Below are 16,875 nucleotides of genomic sequence, written 5' to 3'. Positions count from 1 at the left end.
TCTCCCTAATTATTGATAGTTATTGTGCAAGAATCTTCATTATTTATAAGAGTCTTCAGCAACGTTTATATTGTCCTTAGTTATACCTACATAAGGAACACGAATTGATTTCTTATTATCAACTTTCCAATCAGTTCCTTCTGTTATATCTTTTCCATCAACTAGATTCATACAAGCATCCATTAAAGCTTGAGCTTGGTTTTTGGCATCGTTTAATACTGTACCTGCCATTTTACCAGCTTTAATTTTATCTAAAGCTTCAGGAATAGCATCAACACCATAGATTGGAACAAATTTTTCTGAAGTTCCATCTAAATAACCTGCTTTTTCAAGAGAAGAAATAGCACCTAAAGCCATTCCATCGTTGTTACAAATTACAACTTCGATATCGTCACCATATTTAGAAACCCAAGCATCCATTTTTTCAGTTGCTTTAGTTGAGTCCCACATAGCTGTATCCATTGCTAATTCTTCAGTTTCTATACCAGCTTCATTTATAGTTTGTATAGAAAATTTAGTACGTGCTTCTGCATCAGGATGTCCTGGTTCTCCTTTTAGCATTACATATTGAATTTTTCCATCTCCGTTTTTATCCCATGAAGGATTAGCTTTCCAACCTTCTGTTATTACTTCCCCTTGAATTATTCCAGACTCCTCAGAAGTTGTACCTACATACCAAGCTTTATCATAGCTTTGCATAGCAGTCTCATCAGGTTCTTTGTTAAAGAATACTACTGGTAAATCATCTGCTTTAGCTTTGTCTATTACAGTAGGAGCTGACTTAGGATCAACTAAGTTTATTGCAAGTATGTTAACTCCTTTAGCTATCATAGTATCTATTTGCTCCATTTGCTTAGCTTGGTTGTTTTGAGAATCATTCATTAATAATTCTGCTTTTCCATCAGCAAGCTTTTCTATATTTCTACGTTGGTATGACATAAAGTTATCTTCGAAGCTGTAGATTGTAGCTCCTATCTTTAAGGAATCGTTTTCTTTGGCTCCATCACTAGATGATCCAGTAGAACCTGAACCTCCACCACAACCAACTAAAGTACCCATAGTTAAAGCTGAAATTAAAATTAATGCTAAACCTTTCTTTTTCATAAAAATCCTCCCTATATTTACCCTAAATTTTTAAAGTTATTGTAATTTAATACAATATTACCATATATAGGAATAAAAGGAAAGAGTTTTTTATGGAAAAAATAATGAAAAAAAGTAATTTTTTTAGTAAATATATTTATTAAATTTATATATTATGTGAAATAAATATTAGAAAATTTTACTAAAAGAATATATAATAGACTTAAGAAAGTTAAGGAGTGATGATGTGGCTACAATTAAAGATATTGCAAAAGGTGCTGGAGTTTCAATAGCTACTGTATCTAGAGTTTTAAACTTAGATGAAACACTTAATGTGTCTGAAGAAACAAGAAAAAAAGTAATGGAAATAGCTGAGGAATTAAATTATTTAACAGTAAAAGAGAGAAAAAATAAAATTAAAAACTATACTATAGGAATAGTCTATTGGTACACAGAAATACAAGAGTTAAATGATCCATATTTTCTTTCAATAAGAATGGCCGTTGAAAAGAAATGTAGTGAAGAAAAAATTAAGTTTAAACCTATAGATTTTCAAAAGATTATTAATGAAGGTACTAAAGAATATACAGATTTAGATGGTATCTTAGCTATTGGAATATTTGGAGAAAAGGAAATAGAATTAATGGAGAAACTATCTAAAAATATAGTTTTTGTAGATTCTTCTCCAGAAGAGTGGAAGTATGATTCTGTTGTGGTGGATTTTAAGTACGGAGTTAAAATAGCTTTAGAATATTTGACTTCTTTAGGTCATAAGAAAATTGGATATTTAGGTGGAGAATCTATTATTCATAATAGCAATGAATCCTTAAGAAAAATAAATTATAGAGAAAAAACTTTTAAGGAATATATGGAAGATATAAAAGGATATAAGGAGGAGTGGGTTTTAAAGGGACGGTTTTTACCTGAGGATGGTTATGAGCTTATGAAAAAAGTTTTAAAAGAAAAGAATTTGCCCACGGCTTTCTTTATTGCAAGTGATCCTATGGCCATAGGAGCTTATAAAGCTATATCTGAGGCTGGACTTAAAATACCAGAGGATATAAGCATAGTTGGCTTTGATGATATATGTACGGCTAAGTTCTTAAATCCTTCACTAACAACCATAAAGGTGTACACAGAATATATGGGGAATGTTGCAGTAGATACACTTTTAGAGAGAATGAGGACAGGAAGAGAGATGTCTAAAAAAATAGTTTTACCTGTTAAGCTTATTGTAAGAGATAGTTGTAGAAAACTTTAAAAAATAATTTAAGTTTTTAACTAAAAGAGACTATATCAGAACTTAAAATAATAGAACTTATAGATTATATGAAGAAGATAGTTATAAATTTTTTAGAAAACTGAGTAATTTTCAGAATATATCCATAAGTTCTACTTTAAGTTAAGTCTGACATAGTCTTTTTTATTTAAATCTAAATTAAGTAAAAATTAGTATTCACCTAAGACAGAATCTATTGTAAAAAATAAAGCTTTAATTTTTTCTAAGTTTTTTATGCAGGCGTTATAACCGGCATTATAAGCTTTTTCTAATTTACAGACATCTTTTTCAAAGCTTTCAATTGATTCTTCTTCAGAAGGTCTGATTATTAATGCTTTTCCATCCCTTTCTAATTCTTCACAAAACTTTACTGTATCATTATATTTAATATGTCTTGTTAAAAAAGAATCCTTTAATTTAGGATATTTACGTCCAACTATTTTAGATGCTAATTTATTACTTTTCCCTAAAGTTTTTTTATAGTTCTTAGGACGAGTAAGAATAATTAAATGCTTTTCGTTCCCATCTTCTAAGGCCTTTTTTATTGGGATTGGATCTAAAAGTCCTCCATCATAATACTCGTTTCCATTGATTTTTATTGATGGGAAAAGTAATGGAATTGCACAGGTGGCTCTTAAGGCCATATATTTTTCATCCTTAATTTTGCCATCTAAGTATTCTGTTTTCCCTGTGTTAGCATTAGTGACTCCAATTAAAACTTTTCCCTTATAATTTGAAAGTGCATTAAAATCATAAGGGAAGAGTTTGTTTGCTAATTCATCAAAGACAAAATCTAAACCAAAAATGCTTCTACATTTAAAAAAGTTAGAAACACCTAAATAGCGTTTGTCATTTCTATATTTTTTTAATATTTCAATATTTCTTCCTTTTTGATTAGAAAAATAGGAAAAACCATTAGTTATTCCTGCTGATACTCCAATGCAATATGGAAAGATTATATTGTTATCAAGAAGAGCATCCATAACCCCTGCACTGAAAATAGGACGTAAAGTTCCTCCTTCTAAAACTAAACTAACCATAAAAATATCCTCCTAAAATTGATATATTTAAAATTATAATCCTTAACTTAAAAAATATCAAAAAAAGACATGTTGAAAAAGAAGAATGAGTATGGTATCATTTGGATTAGAAAATATCATAAAAATAGCTAGGGGGGCCAGTAGTGTCTGGCTGAGATTAGAAATTAAATTTCTTGACCCTTTAACCTGATCTGGTTAATACCAGCGTAGGGAAGCCTGAGACAAGTATATTTTAATTGATTTTAAAGCATATATAGCCTTTGGGCTATATATGCTTTTTTATTTTAAAAAAGGAGAGAAAAATATGACTAAATTATTTAATGCATTAACGATTGCAGGATCTGATAGTTCTGGAGGAGCGGGAATACAGGCTGATATAAAATCATTCTCTGCCAATGGAGTATATGGAATGAGCATAATAACTGCCATAACTGCTCAAAGTACTCAAGGAGTTTTTGGAATAATGGATGTTACTCCTGAAATTATAGAAAAACAAATAGATGTTATTTTTGATGATATAGAAGTTGATGCTATAAAGATAGGTATGGTGTCTAAGATTGAATCAATAGAAGCAATAAGTAATGCTTTAGGAAGAGTAGAAAACTTGCCACAAATAGTTTTAGACCCTGTTATGATTTCAAAAAGTGGATTTAAGCTTTTATCAGATGATGCAAAAAATACTTTAATAGATAAATTAATACCACTAGCTACTTTAATAACTCCAAATTTACCAGAAGCGGAAGAGTTATTAGGTAGAGAAATAATTACAATAGAAGATATGAAAAAGGCTGCTATTGATATTAAAAAAATGGGAGCTAAAAATGTCTTAATTAAAGGAGGACATTTAGAGGGAGAAGCTACAGATCTTCTGTATGATGGCGAAAACTTTATTCTTTTTGAACAAGATAGAATAAATACAAAACATACTCATGGAACAGGATGTACTTTATCATCAGCTATTACAGCTAATTTATCAAAGGGAATGAATATACCTGATGCAGTTAAAAGTGGAAAAGAATATATTACAGGAGCTATAAAAAATGGCTTTAAACTTGGAAAAGGTGTTGGGCCAACACATCATTTCTATAAATTTTATTAGGAGGAATAATAATGGGAATTTTAAAAAGAGAAAATCCTTTAATACACATGATAACAAACTACGTTACAGTTAATGACTTAGCTCAAGTAACTATTAACTATGGTGGATTGCCTCTTATGGCTACACATCATGAGGAGCTAGAAGAAATAACAGGAATGGCTAATGGATTATTAGTTAATATAGGAACTTTAGAACCTTATCAAATGGAATCATCAATGACTTCTATGAGAATAGCAAGAGAAAAAGGAATTCCTTCTGTTTTAGATCCAGTAGGTGTACAAGCTTCTAAGCTTAGAAAAGATTTTGCAAAAAGGTTGATATTAGAGGGAGAACCTTCACTTGTAAAGGGAAATTTAGCTGAAATAAAAACTCTTATAGGAGAAACATCAAAGTCAATAGGAATAGATTCTTTTAATGATACCTTAAGTGAAAATACAAAAAATAAAATAAAAGAATATGCAAAGGAAAGAAATTTAATAATAGTTGTTTCTGGTGTATGTGATTTCATAACTAATGGGAAGGATGGAGCCATTGTTAAAAATGGAACTTATAAAATGAGCAAAATAACAGGAACAGGATGTATGCTAGGAGCCTTATTAACCATAGCTTTAAGTTTTTATGATGATAAAGCTTTAAGATTTAAAGAAGTTGTTAAAGCAGTAGCAGCATGGGGGATATGCGGAGAAATAGCTGAGGAAAGATTAGGAGAAAAAGAGGGGATAATGACTTTTAAACATAATCTTCTAGATGAGCTTTCAATGATTAGTGATGAAGTAATAAAAGAAAGAGAGAAGGTTTATTATGAGTAATTCATACTGTAAAAAATTATACTTAGTAACTGACTATAGGATTCCTTTTAATGAACTTTTAGAAAAGACTAAGGAAGCCTTAATTGGAGGAGTATCTATTGTTCAATATAGAGCGAAGAATAAAGACACTAAGGAAATGTGTAAAGAAGCTAAGGCTTTAAAAAAACTTTGCAATGACTTTGGAGCAATTTTTTTAGTAAATGATAGAATTGATGTGGCATTAGCAGTAAAAGCTCATGGTGTTCATATAGGACAAGATGATATGGATGTGTCTATAGCAAGAGAAATAATGCCAAAGGATGCTATTATAGGTGTTACAGTTCACAATAAAGAAGAGGCCTTAAAAGCAATAGAAGATGGAGCTGATAACTTAGGAGTTGGGGCTTTATTTTCAACCAATAGCAAAGATGATGCAATCTTAATGACATTAGAAACTTTAAGAGAAATAAGAGAAGTTTCTTCTATACCTCTATATGGTATTGGAGGTATAACTCCTTATAATTTAAGTCAGGATATTTTAGAGAATTTAGAAGGGGTTGCAGTTATATCAGCATTATTAAATAGCGAAGATATAATTGAGAAGAGCAAAGAGTTTTTAAAGGTGCTTAGTAGATAGGAAAACTTGAATATTAAAATAAAAATATGAAATAATCAAAAGAGGTTCTTTAATTTTAGAGCCTCTTTTTCTTGAGTTTTATTTTAGGTGAATGTTGATTTTTGTTTAGAGTTTATTTTATAGTATAATATTCATAATTAAGAATTTATTTTGATGGTAAAATTTAATCTAATAAGTTAGATTTAGTAAGGATTTTAGGAAAAAAATGAGAAAAGCATTTGAAATATTAAATAATATTTTTGGATATAAAGAGTTTAGAAAAGGGCAACAAGAAGTAATTGAGAAGATTTTAAGTGGGATGGATGTATTTTGTATATTACCTACTGGAGGTGGAAAATCTTTATGCTATGAAATACCTGCTTATATTTTGAGTGGAGTAACTTTAGTTGTTTCTCCATTAATATCCCTAATGAAGGATCAAGTTGATAATTTAAATTCTTTAGGGATTAAGGCAGCATATATAAGTGGTGGAAATGATTTTGAAGAAGTTAAAAGGATAATGGGAAGTTTTATAAAAGGTGAAATAAAACTTCTTTATGTTTCACCAGAGCGTTTAGAAAATAAGTATTTTTTAGAAAATATAGAAAAAGCTAATATTATTCAAGTAGTAGTAGATGAGGCACATTGTGTTTCAATGTGGGGGCATGATTTTAGAAAAAGTTATAGCAAAATAAAACCCTTTATAAATAAATTAAGAAAAAGGCCAATTGTTACAGCATTTACAGCAACAGCAACAGAAATGGTTATGAAAGATTCCATAGAACTATTAGGTCTTAAAGACCCTTTTGTTTATAAGGGAAGTTTCACTAGGGATAATTTAGAAATAAATATCTTAAAAGAAGTAGATAAATTAGAGAGTATAAGTGAGATTATAAGTGAGCATGAAGAAGAGTCAGGAATAATATATTGTTCTACTAAAAATGAGGTTGAAGAACTTTATAAAAATATGATTTATAGAGGTAAAAGCGTAGGTAAGTATCATGGCTCTTTAAAGAATAAGGAAAAGAATTATTATCAAGAGGAATTTTTAAATGATAATTTTAAGGTTATGATTGCTACAAATGCTTTTGGAATGGGAATAGATAAGCCTGATGTTAAGTTTATAATACATTCAACTTTCCCAAAGAGTATAGAAAATTATTATCAAGAAATAGGTCGTGGAGGAAGAGATGGAAGTTTAGCTAAGTGTTATCTTCTCTATTCAGAACAGGATATACGTCTTATGGACTATTTAATAAGTTCAACTACAGAAATATCAAGAAGGACTATAGAACTTAAGAAATTAGAGCAAATAATAGAGTTTTGTAACTTTGACAAATGCCTTAGAAAATATATTTTAGACTACTTTGGGGAAGAAAATTCAATAAAGTATTGCAATAACTGTACTAATTGTTTAAAAAACAATGATTTTGTAGATATGACCTTAGAGGCTCAAAAAATATTATCTTGCATTTATAGAACTAAAGAGGCTTTTGGAGAAAGTGTTCTAATAGATATTTTAAGAGGTGTTCATGGACCAAAAATTGAAAAATATAAGCTGTATGAACTCTCTACCTTTGGAATAATGAAGGAATATACCAATAAGTACATAAAGGACATAATAAATGAGCTTTTAGCTATTAGTGCTTTAGAAAGAAAAGAAGGAACATATTCCATGTTAAAGTTAAATAGAAGATCTATAGGGATATTAAAGGGAGAAGAAAAGGTGTTTTTAGATATCAATAAAAACGAAGAAAGTGTATGTAAGGACTTAGAACTTTTCAAGAGACTTCGTATTTTAAGAAAAGATATATCAAGAAGAGAGGGAATTAAGCCATATATAGTTTTTACTGATTCCATGATTATGGATATAATAAATAAAAATCCTAAAAGCAAAGAGGCTTTAAAAAATATTAGGGGTTTTGGAGAGCAAAAAATAACAAAATATGGCTCTTTTATTATTACAACCTTAAAAGATTATGAGAAGTATAAAAAGAGAAATTAGTTTAACTAATTTCTTTTTTTTTATTTTATATAAATATTTTGTCATAGAACATAATGTATGGTGAATATATTTAGGGTAAAGGAGGGATTACAATGGATTTTAAAGAGTTTATAAAAAGTGATAGGGAAAAACATAATAAGCAGAAATTTAAAGGAACATTTATCGATTATTTAGAAATTGTAAAAAATAATCCTGACGTTGCAAAACTTTCTCATAAGAGGATTTATGATTTGATCGTAGATAAAGGATTTGAGATATTACGCCCAGAGGAAAATACAAAGATAAAGAAGATATACGGAAATGAGAAAATAAAGAAATATAATTTCTTTAAAGAAGATTTTTATGGTATAGATACAGTTATTATGAAATTAATGAATTATTTTCATTCAGCATCAATGAAAGGAGAGGAAGCTAGACAGGTATTGTATTTAGTAGGACCTGTTGGTGCAGGTAAATCTTCATTAGTTGAAGCTATTAAAAAATCTTTAGAAACAGCACCACCAGTATATGTTTTAGATGGATGTCCAATGCATGAGGAACCATTACATTTAATTCCTAAACACTTAAGAAAAGAATTTGAAGATATGTTAGGAGTTAAGATTGAAGGAGACTTATGTCCAGTTTGTAAGTATAGATTATTAAATGAATTTGGTGGAGAATATGAAAAATTCCCAGTTTCAACAAAGAATTTCTCAATCAGATCTAGAAAAGGAATTGGAGTTGTACCTCCAGTAGATCCTAATAACCAAGATACATCTATTTTGACAGGATCTATTGATATTTCTAAAATGGATATGTATCCAGAAGATGACCCAAGAATATTCTCATTAAATGGAGCATTTAACGTTGGTAATAGAGGAATGGTTGAATTTATTGAGGTGTTTAAAAATGATGTTGAATATTTACACACAATCATAACTGCAACTCAAGAAAAGTCTATTCCATCACCTGGTAAGGGGTCAATGATTTATTTTGATGGACTTATAATAGCTCATTCTAATGAGGCTGAATGGAATAAGTTTAAATCAGATCATACTAACGAAGCTATTTTAGATAGAATTGTAAAAGTTGAAGTTCCATATTGTTTAGAACTTAGTGAAGAGAAGAAAATTTATGAAAAAATATTAAAGAAATCTAACTTTGATGCTCATATAGCACCTCACACTATAGAAATAGCGTCAATGTTTGCTATTTTAACAAGATTACTTCCTTCAATGAAGGTTGACCCAGTTACTAAGCTTAAACTTTATAACGGAGAGGAAATTGTTGAAAAAGGAACAACTAAGAGAATTGATGTTTTAGAGCTTAAAGAAGAAGCTGGTCCTATGGAAGGTATGAAAGGAATTTCAACAAGATTTATTATAAAGGCTATAGATAATGCTTTATCAAATGCTGAGCATAAGTGTATAAATCCACTAAGTGTAATGGAAAGTATTATAAAGTCAGTTAAGGATATGGATATATCTCAAGATGATAAGAAAAAATATTTAGGATATATTCAAGATACTATAAGAAAAGAATATAATAAAATTCTTGAAAAAGAGATTACTAAAGCATTTATTCATTCATTCCAAGAGCAAGCAGAAAGTTTATTTAATAATTATATAGATAATGCAGAAGCTTATGTAAACAAAACAAAACTTAAGGATTCTGCAACTAGTGAAGAGCTAGAACCAGATGAAGAATTCATGAGAAGTATAGAAGAACAAATTGGAATATCAGAATCTTCTGCTAAGGGATTTAGAGCAGATGTAACATCATATATGTTCTATATAGTTAGAAGTGGCGGAAAAATGGACTATAGATCTTATGAACCACTAAAAGAGGCCATTGAAAAGAAATTAACAGCTTCAGTTAAGGATTTATCTAGAATAATAACTAAATCTAGAGTAAGAGATAAGGATCAAGATAAAAAATATGATTCAATGGTAAATCAAATGGAGAAGAATGGTTATTGTCCACATTGCTGCGATGTAATCTTAAAGTATGCAGCTAATAACCTATGGAAGGATTAAAGGAATGGCCATATTCAGAGACCTTGGAGAGAATCAAGTAGAACATGATAGATCTATAGAGGACAGGAGACGTCATAGACAGCTAGTAGAAAAGTCCATTAAAGAAAATTTAGGGGACATACTTTCTGAGGAAAGTATAATTGGAGAAACTAAAAATAAAAAGTATAAAATTCCTATTAGAGGAATAAAAGAATATCAATTTATTTATGGTTCTAATAATAAAGGTGTTACAACTGGAACAGGAGAAGAGAGAAGAGGAGATAGAATAGCTAGTGATAAAAGAAAGGCTATTGGAAATAATAAGGCAGGAAATCAAGAAGGAAAGGACATATATGAAACAGAAATAACCTTAGAGGAGCTTATGGATTATATAGTTGAAGATCTTGATTTGCCTAACTTAGATAGAAAGAAATACTCTGAAATAATAGTTGAAAGTGCAGCTAGAAAAAGAGGGTATCAAAAGTATGGTATAAGACCAAGACTTGCAAAGAAGAAAACTGTTATGTCAAAGATTGCAAGGAAACAGGGGAAGAAAAGAGCATTGCTTGAGGTTGGTAAAAAAGAGGAAATCGAAAGATTTCCTTTTAGAGAAGATGATTTAAGATATTATAAGGTAAAAAAACAACCTAAAAAGGAAAGTAATGCTGTAATGATTTTTATAATGGACGTTTCAGGTTCCATGGATAATACTAAAAAATATTTAGCAAGATCTTTCTTCTTTGTTCTATCTAGATTTATAAGAAGAAAATATCATAATCTAGCTTTTGAATTCATATCTCATACTACTACTGCTAAAAATGTTAATGAATATGAGTTCTTCCATAAAGGCGAATCAGGAGGAACTTATATATCTTCAGGTATAAATGCAGCTATAGACTTAATAAAAGAAAAATATCACCCAGGAGTTTGGAATATATATCCTTTCTATGCTTCTGATGGAGATAACTGGAGTGAAGATAATGAAAGAGCTATGAAAGCTGTAAATGAAATTTCAGATTTAAGTAATATGTTTGGATATATAGAGCTTCTTCCTTCAACCTATTCAACTACTATGTTCTATAGATTTAAAAAGGAAATAAGTAAGAAAAACTTTGTTTCTGTAGCTGTAAAAGAGAAGAAGGATCTATGGAATGCAATAAAATATATGCTATCTGAAGAACTACAAGAGGAGAATCAGCAAGAAGAGATTTCAAGATAAGGGGCATTTAATATGGATTATAATTTAAAAGATTTAGAAGGGTGGAACAATAAGATAGAGGAAATAGCTAAGAGTGAAGGACTAAATTATTATCCACAAGAATATGAAGTTATAGGATATAATGAAATGCTGAGCTATGAAGCATATGTGGGAATGCCTTCTAAATATCCACATTGGAGTTATGGTAAGGCTTATGAAAAAAATAAAACATTATATTCATTAAATATGACAGGATTACCATATGAGATGGTTATAAACTCTAATCCTTGCTTAGCTTATTTAATGAAGGATAACACACTATTACTTCAAATATTAACTATGGCACATGTATATGGTCATAATGATTTCTTTAAAAATAATAGATTGTTTGCGGAAGGCACAGATGCAGATAATACATTAGAGATGTTTAAGTTAGATGCAGATACTATAAGAGGATATATAAATGATCCAAGTATAGGGTATAGTCAAGTTGAGAGAATATTAGATGCTGCTCACTCAATAAGATATCAAATTCCAAGAGTTATTGGAGAAAAAAGAGAGTCACAAGATGAGCAGAGAAAGAGAATATTGAGCATATTCAACAAGAAAAAAGAAAATAGGGGTATTTTAGACTCTATGGAAGAAATACTTCCTCCAGATGTAAGTAAAATTCCATTAAATCCAGATGATGATATTATTCAATTTATAATAGACTATAGTAATCTAGAGGATTGGGAAAAAAATATTTTAAAAATAGTGAGAAGAGAAAGTCTATACTTTTTACCTCAAATAGAAACTAAAATAATGAATGAGGGATGGGCAAGCTATTGGCATTATAATATTTTGAAAAAGTTAAATCTGCCACAGGGTCTACATTTAGAGTTTTTAAAGAGACACAATGATGTTGTGGCACCTATTGCTTATGGATTAAATCCATATTATATAGGATTCAGAGTTTTTCAAGATATAGAAAAAAGGTATGGTAAAGAAAAGATTTTTGAGGTAAGAGCTCTAGAAAGAGATAATTCTTTTATAAGAAAATATCTAACTAGAGAACTTTGTGAGGAGCTTAATTTATTCCAATATGTTAAAAAGGGCTTTGATTATGTTGTAGATGACGTTTCAGATGAATCAGGGTGGAAAAATATTAGAAATTTAATTGCAGATGAATGTGGTGTAAGCTCTATTCCACATATTAGAGTTAAAGAATTAAATAAAAAAGATATGACATTAAACTTAGAACATGTTTTTGATGGTAGAGAATTAGAGGCTACTTATGCTAAGAGGACCCTAAAATATATAAATGTTTTATGGGGAAGAAAGGTAACTTTAAGTAGTAAAGGGAAAGATGGTTCAGATATTTTATTTATGTGTGATGAATAGAGAATAACTTTCATATTATAAATTGTAATTAATATTATATGGAGTTAAAATGAGTCAAACTGAAGTTTTTAAGAGACATTTTGATGAGATTAATAATTTAAGTTCACTTTTAAATAGCTATGCCAATACTTATAGACTTTTAGTGGGAGCAGCTGGAGAATTAAATAGTATAGCCAAAGTTAGGAAAAGAGATTTAGATGAGGCTTTAGATAGAGTCGATGAAATGGGTGAAATAATAGATTCTGTTTTAGAGATAATCAAGGAAAATGAAGAGGCATATATTAAGTATATAAAACTTAAGTCTCAAGTTATAACATCTAAAGCCTCAAAGGATGTAATTCTAACTGAAGTTGAACATGACTTGTTTTTTGATAATTCTATTAGAGAAGAGGAAGAAAAATAATAAAAAAGCCTATTAAAGAAAATTCTTTAATAGGCTTTTTTTAAAATTTCTTTAATTGTAAATTACTAACCATTAAGTAAGAGAATACAGCTAATATTACTATTGGGAATATAATGTTTATAGGATTATTTACAGTTAATAAAATAAATAAAGCTACAACAGCACCAGCAATAGTTATAGGTACTCCTCTAAATATACCGTCAAATTCAGTTGCATTGTATCTAGCTAATCTAAAAGCTCCACAAATAGGGAAGCAAAGTAATAATGCATAACCTATAATTCCTTTAGGACCTAGAGATTCAAAATTATAAAATACAAAAGTTAGTACTGATGGTGCAACACCAAATGATACTAAATCAGCTAAAGAATCTAGTTCCTTTCCAAGATCACTAGAAACATTTAAGTAACGTGCAACTCTTCCATCGTATCTATCAACTAATCCAGCCATAATTATGAATATTGAAGCTAATAGATAGTCTGATTTAAAGGTTGCTAATAATGATAATATACCAAAAGATAGGTTTATAAAAGTAAATATATTTGGTATACTACTTTTTCTCATATAATCACTCCTAATAAAAAGATTAACAATAATAAAATTATATTAATGTGTATCCATAAGTTTTAGATTTAAAATCAATATATAACGAATTAATTTTAAATTAATTGTGAATATAAAGTTAAAACATAGATATTATTGCATAAATATTGATTAAAGTCAAAAACATTTACTGATACTATATTATCGACAACAGGATTAACAAATGATATAATTTTATAATATTGCAGGGTTTGTATAATATATTAAAAATGATACCATTAATTAAAGGAAATATCAATTTAATTTATAATAAAGAATTAAAATTGGAGGAGCAAAACATTGAAGAAGGTAAGATTTATATATAACCCATATTCGGGAGAAAATGCTATTTTAAAAGAACTTGATAAGATAATAACTATGCATCAAGAAAAAGGATATACTATAGTTCCTTATAGAATTCAAAGAGGAGTGGATGTAACTCAGGCTTTGGATATAGTGGATTCTACCTATGAATACATACTTATTGCAGGTGGAGATGGAACTATTGATACTGTAGTTAATGCAATGAAGAGAAAAAATATAGATATTCCAATAGGTATAATTCCAGTAGGGACAGCTAATGACTTTGCAAAGCATTTAGGAATGCCTCAAGATGCTGGTGCATGTGTTGAACAAATATTAGATTCGCATGCTGTTGGTGTTGATTTAGGTAAGGTAAATGATAATTATTTTGTAAATGTATTATCTACAGGATTATTTACAGATGTATCACAAAAAACAGATACAAACTTAAAAAATACAATAGGTAAATTAGCGTACTATTTAAAAGGGCTAGAAGAATTACCTAACTTTAGAAAATTAGACGTTAAAATAACTGCTAACGGAACAGTTTTTGATGAGCCTATATATTTAATGCTTGTTTTTAATGGGCAAACTGCGGGTAACTTTAAATTAGCAACAAAAGCTAAGGTTCAAGATGGATTTTTAGATGTAGTTGTGTTTAAGGCATGCCATATTCCGGAAATAATACCTATGTTCATAAAGGTATTAAAAGGAGAACACTTAGATGATCCAAGAATTGAGTATATAAAAACAGATGAATTACTTATAGAATCTAATGAGGAAATAGTTACAGATATAGATGGAGAAAGAGGACCAGATTTCCCATTAAGAGTTCAATGTGTTAAAGATGGAATACAAGTTTTAGGAATAAATAAGTAATATAAATAATACTTTATAGTAATGAGAATTTTTAATATGTAAACAAAATAGGTGAGAAATAATTGAGGAGGAATTATGAATCAAACATTTATTTATTACACAGTTTTGTTTCTTATAATTTTTATTACTATAAGTAATTTAGTAGAAAATTATAGATATTCACCTAAAAAAATAAAAAACATTATAAGTATAGTTTTTTTATTACAAATAATAAGAATAGGGTCTTTAATAGCTTTATCTTTAGTAAATAATCAAAGATATATAAGTTTATTTAAGTACACTGGTTTTTTAGACATAATATATATCCCTTTAATAGTAATGTTAGCTTTCTATATATTCTTAAGGAGTGATAAAATAAAATTTAAATTTTTTAAATTTGCTCCATTTATATTAATAGGATTTTATTTCATTATGATAGCTATTTTTAATCCTTATTTTACTGTTTCATGGGAATATGGGTATCTAATTACAACAGAAAAATATTTTTTGTTTAAGGCTATATATATACTTATACTGACTATAATATTAAGTGCTTTAATACTTTTTAAAAAGGAAAAATATTCTGATAAAAAAGGTATTGTATTTTTAATAATCACTTTATCTATTATATTAATAGAAAATTCTTTAGGATTATTAGGTACTAATTTTTTAAATGGCATAATAATTAGTGAAGTTTTTCTGTGTCTTTTATGTTTTTATATAGTTTTAACCTTTAAGAAAAATAGAATTTCCATAAATGGATAGTTTTTAACTATCCATTTATTTTTTTTACTTTAAAGGGCACACTAAGTTAAAACTAAATTTTGAGGTGAAAGTATGAGGAAATTAATAATTGCATTTTTAGTTGGAGCAACATTTTTTACTATGGGATGTAAGAGTACAAAGGAAACAGTGCCAAAGGAGTCAAACACTCAACAGGTTAATCCATCACAAAGTGTTTCACCAAATCCAACTGAGGTGCCAGAAGAAAAAAATGCAAAAGAGGAATATGGTAAAAATAAAATCAAGAGTTTATATGATGAGCTGGTGAATAAAGTAGATGGAATTAAAGAGTTTAATGAGAAGGATTGGAGTGACTTTAAGGAGAGTTATATGAATGAACTTGCAAAAGCAGAAGAAGAATTAAAAGGAACTGAAAGCTTAAAAAATATAGAATTATTAAAAAACTTAACTTATGAATATGATAAGTTTTTAAAGGGAAATGGCAATAAAGAAGAAATAAAAAAATTGAAGGGAAAGATTGAATCTAACATAAAATAAGAATGGAGATGCATTAAAACTTTAAAGAATAAAACTTATAATAGTATGAAGAGAATATCTAGATAGAATTTCACTTAACTTCTGAGTTTAAGTAAGATCTTCGAAGTAATGGCAATAAATTTTTAGTGAAATATAGTAATTATTAGAGCGTATTTATAGGATTTATTTTAAGTTACTTTGATTATTCTTGTTTTATAAGATTGGCTCTGTTTTAAAGATTTGCCTAAAACAGAGCTATAAGATTAAATTTTATATAACAGGTGCCTCACACCAAAATTCTTCAGATGGAAGATCTTTTAATATTTCTCCAGAGTCTAATTTTATAACTCTTGAAGAAACTTCCTTTGCAAATAGCATATCATGAGTTATTATTAATACTCCTATATTTTCTTCAGCTAAAGATTTTATGATATTTGCAATATCCTTTGTTAGTGTAGGATCTAAGGCGGAAGTTGGTTCATCAAAACATATATAATTCGGGTTTAACATTAAAGCTCTTCCAATTGCAACTCTTTGCTTTTGACCTCCTGAAAGCTCACAAGGATAAGAATTAGCCTTATCTTCTAGAGAAAGCTTAGAAAGTATTTTTAATGCTTTATCAGTGGCTTCATCAAGAGAAAGATTTAAAGTGTGCATTGGAGCTAAGATTAAATTTTCTAAAATACTCATATGAGGGAAAAGGTTAAAGGTCTGAAATACTAGACCTATTTTTTTGTGAAGTTCTTTTAGAGTATTTGAATCAGCATATACTCCATTTTCACAAATTTTTATATTATCTAGGCTTATACTGCCGGAATCACAACTTTCAAGACCATTTAATATTCTAAGTATTGTGGTTTTGCCAGCACCAGAAGGTCCAAGTAAAGTTAATATTTCTCCTTCTTTAAAGGTAAAAGAAATATTTTTTAATATTTTATTGCCTTTAAAAGATTTTTCTAGATTTTTAATTTCTATCATTGTATAAA

Annotated in this window: 16 protein-coding genes and 1 riboswitch; of the genes, 12 read left to right on the top strand and 4 right to left on the bottom strand. The window is 28.7% G+C overall.

What is annotated here, in order from left to right; all coding sequences use genetic code 11:
* Positions 1-39 precede the first annotated feature (39 nt).
* A complete protein-coding gene (mglB, locus tag AC2A4K_RS09920) occupies positions 40-1,104 on the bottom strand; it encodes a galactose/glucose ABC transporter substrate-binding protein MglB (RefSeq protein ID WP_322502328.1) in 1,065 nt (354 codons plus the stop codon).
* Positions 1,105-1,330: 226 nt separating this feature from the next.
* Here mglB and AC2A4K_RS09915 point away from each other — a divergent pair, with 226 nt between their 5' ends.
* The gene (locus tag AC2A4K_RS09915) at positions 1,331-2,344 is read left to right on the top strand and encodes a LacI family DNA-binding transcriptional regulator (protein WP_322502327.1); all 1,014 of its coding nucleotides are present in this window, start codon (positions 1,331-1,333) and stop codon (positions 2,342-2,344) included.
* A gap of 188 nt (positions 2,345-2,532) precedes the next feature.
* Here AC2A4K_RS09915 and AC2A4K_RS09910 read toward each other — a convergent pair whose 3' ends face one another.
* Complete coding sequence (locus AC2A4K_RS09910; protein WP_322502326.1) at positions 2,533-3,402, bottom strand: patatin-like phospholipase family protein; 870 nt, start codon at positions 3,400-3,402, stop codon at positions 2,533-2,535.
* Positions 3,403-3,522: 120 nt separating this feature from the next.
* Positions 3,523-3,632: riboswitch (TPP riboswitch) on the top strand.
* Positions 3,633-3,706: 74 nt separating this feature from the next.
* Here AC2A4K_RS09910 and thiD point away from each other — a divergent pair.
* The 8 genes from thiD (at position 3,707) to AC2A4K_RS09870 (ending at position 12,888) form a co-directional block, all read left to right on the top strand.
* Complete coding sequence (gene thiD, locus AC2A4K_RS09905; RefSeq protein ID WP_322502325.1) at positions 3,707-4,501, top strand: bifunctional hydroxymethylpyrimidine kinase/phosphomethylpyrimidine kinase; 795 nt, start codon at positions 3,707-3,709, stop codon at positions 4,499-4,501.
* A gap of 11 nt (positions 4,502-4,512) precedes the next feature.
* Positions 4,513-5,310 carry a hydroxyethylthiazole kinase gene (gene thiM, locus AC2A4K_RS09900; RefSeq protein ID WP_322502324.1) on the top strand — a complete coding sequence of 266 codons (798 nt, stop codon included), beginning with the start codon at positions 4,513-4,515 and terminating at the stop codon, positions 5,308-5,310.
* The gene (gene thiE, locus AC2A4K_RS09895; protein ID WP_322502323.1) at positions 5,303-5,926 is read left to right on the top strand and encodes a thiamine phosphate synthase; all 624 of its coding nucleotides are present in this window, start codon (positions 5,303-5,305) and stop codon (positions 5,924-5,926) included. Before thiM ends, thiE begins: the two co-directional genes overlap by 8 nt.
* 205 nt (positions 5,927-6,131) lie before the next feature.
* A complete protein-coding gene (gene recQ / locus AC2A4K_RS09890) occupies positions 6,132-7,910 on the top strand; it encodes a DNA helicase RecQ (protein ID WP_322502322.1) in 1,779 nt (592 codons plus the stop codon).
* A 92-nt stretch (positions 7,911-8,002) separates the two neighbouring features.
* Positions 8,003-9,925, top strand: coding sequence for a PrkA family serine protein kinase (locus tag AC2A4K_RS09885; protein ID WP_322502321.1), 1,923 nt, complete (start codon positions 8,003-8,005; stop codon positions 9,923-9,925).
* 4 nt (positions 9,926-9,929) lie between these two features.
* On the top strand, positions 9,930-11,123 hold the full coding sequence (gene yhbH / locus AC2A4K_RS09880; RefSeq protein WP_322502320.1) for a sporulation protein YhbH: 1,194 nt from the start codon (positions 9,930-9,932) through the stop codon (positions 11,121-11,123).
* Positions 11,124-11,135: 12 nt separating this feature from the next.
* On the top strand, positions 11,136-12,485 hold the full coding sequence (locus AC2A4K_RS09875) for a SpoVR family protein (RefSeq protein ID WP_322502319.1): 1,350 nt from the start codon (positions 11,136-11,138) through the stop codon (positions 12,483-12,485).
* 49 nt (positions 12,486-12,534) lie between these two features.
* Entirely contained in the window at positions 12,535-12,888 is a 354-nt protein-coding gene (locus tag AC2A4K_RS09870) for a hypothetical protein (RefSeq protein WP_322502318.1), read from the top strand.
* Between the two features lie 40 nt (positions 12,889-12,928).
* Here AC2A4K_RS09870 and pssA read toward each other — a convergent pair whose 3' ends face one another.
* Entirely contained in the window at positions 12,929-13,450 is a 522-nt protein-coding gene (gene pssA / locus AC2A4K_RS09865) for a CDP-diacylglycerol--serine O-phosphatidyltransferase (RefSeq protein ID WP_322502317.1), read from the bottom strand.
* Between the two features lie 318 nt (positions 13,451-13,768).
* On the opposite strand from pssA, the gene AC2A4K_RS09860 reads away from it, so the two are divergent.
* From AC2A4K_RS09860 to AC2A4K_RS09850, 3 genes are all read left to right on the top strand, one after another.
* Positions 13,769-14,650, top strand: a complete 882-nt coding sequence (locus AC2A4K_RS09860) for a YegS/Rv2252/BmrU family lipid kinase (RefSeq protein WP_322502316.1) — start codon at positions 13,769-13,771, stop codon at positions 14,648-14,650.
* 75 nt (positions 14,651-14,725) lie between these two features.
* Positions 14,726-15,394: a hypothetical protein gene (locus tag AC2A4K_RS09855; RefSeq protein WP_322502315.1), complete on the top strand. Its 669-nt coding sequence runs from the start codon at positions 14,726-14,728 to the stop codon at positions 15,392-15,394.
* 72 nt (positions 15,395-15,466) lie between these two features.
* Positions 15,467-15,910, top strand: coding sequence for a hypothetical protein (locus AC2A4K_RS09850; protein ID WP_322502314.1), 444 nt, complete (start codon positions 15,467-15,469; stop codon positions 15,908-15,910).
* A gap of 249 nt (positions 15,911-16,159) precedes the next feature.
* Here AC2A4K_RS09850 and AC2A4K_RS09845 read toward each other — a convergent pair whose 3' ends face one another.
* Complete coding sequence (locus tag AC2A4K_RS09845; RefSeq protein WP_322502313.1) at positions 16,160-16,867, bottom strand: amino acid ABC transporter ATP-binding protein; 708 nt, start codon at positions 16,865-16,867, stop codon at positions 16,160-16,162.
* Positions 16,868-16,875: the final 8 nt, after the last annotated feature.

The organism is Clostridium sp. LIBA-8841, from assembly GCF_057782475.1.
Note: the sequence above shows the minus strand (reverse complement) of the source record. Positions and strands in the feature narration are given on the sequence as shown.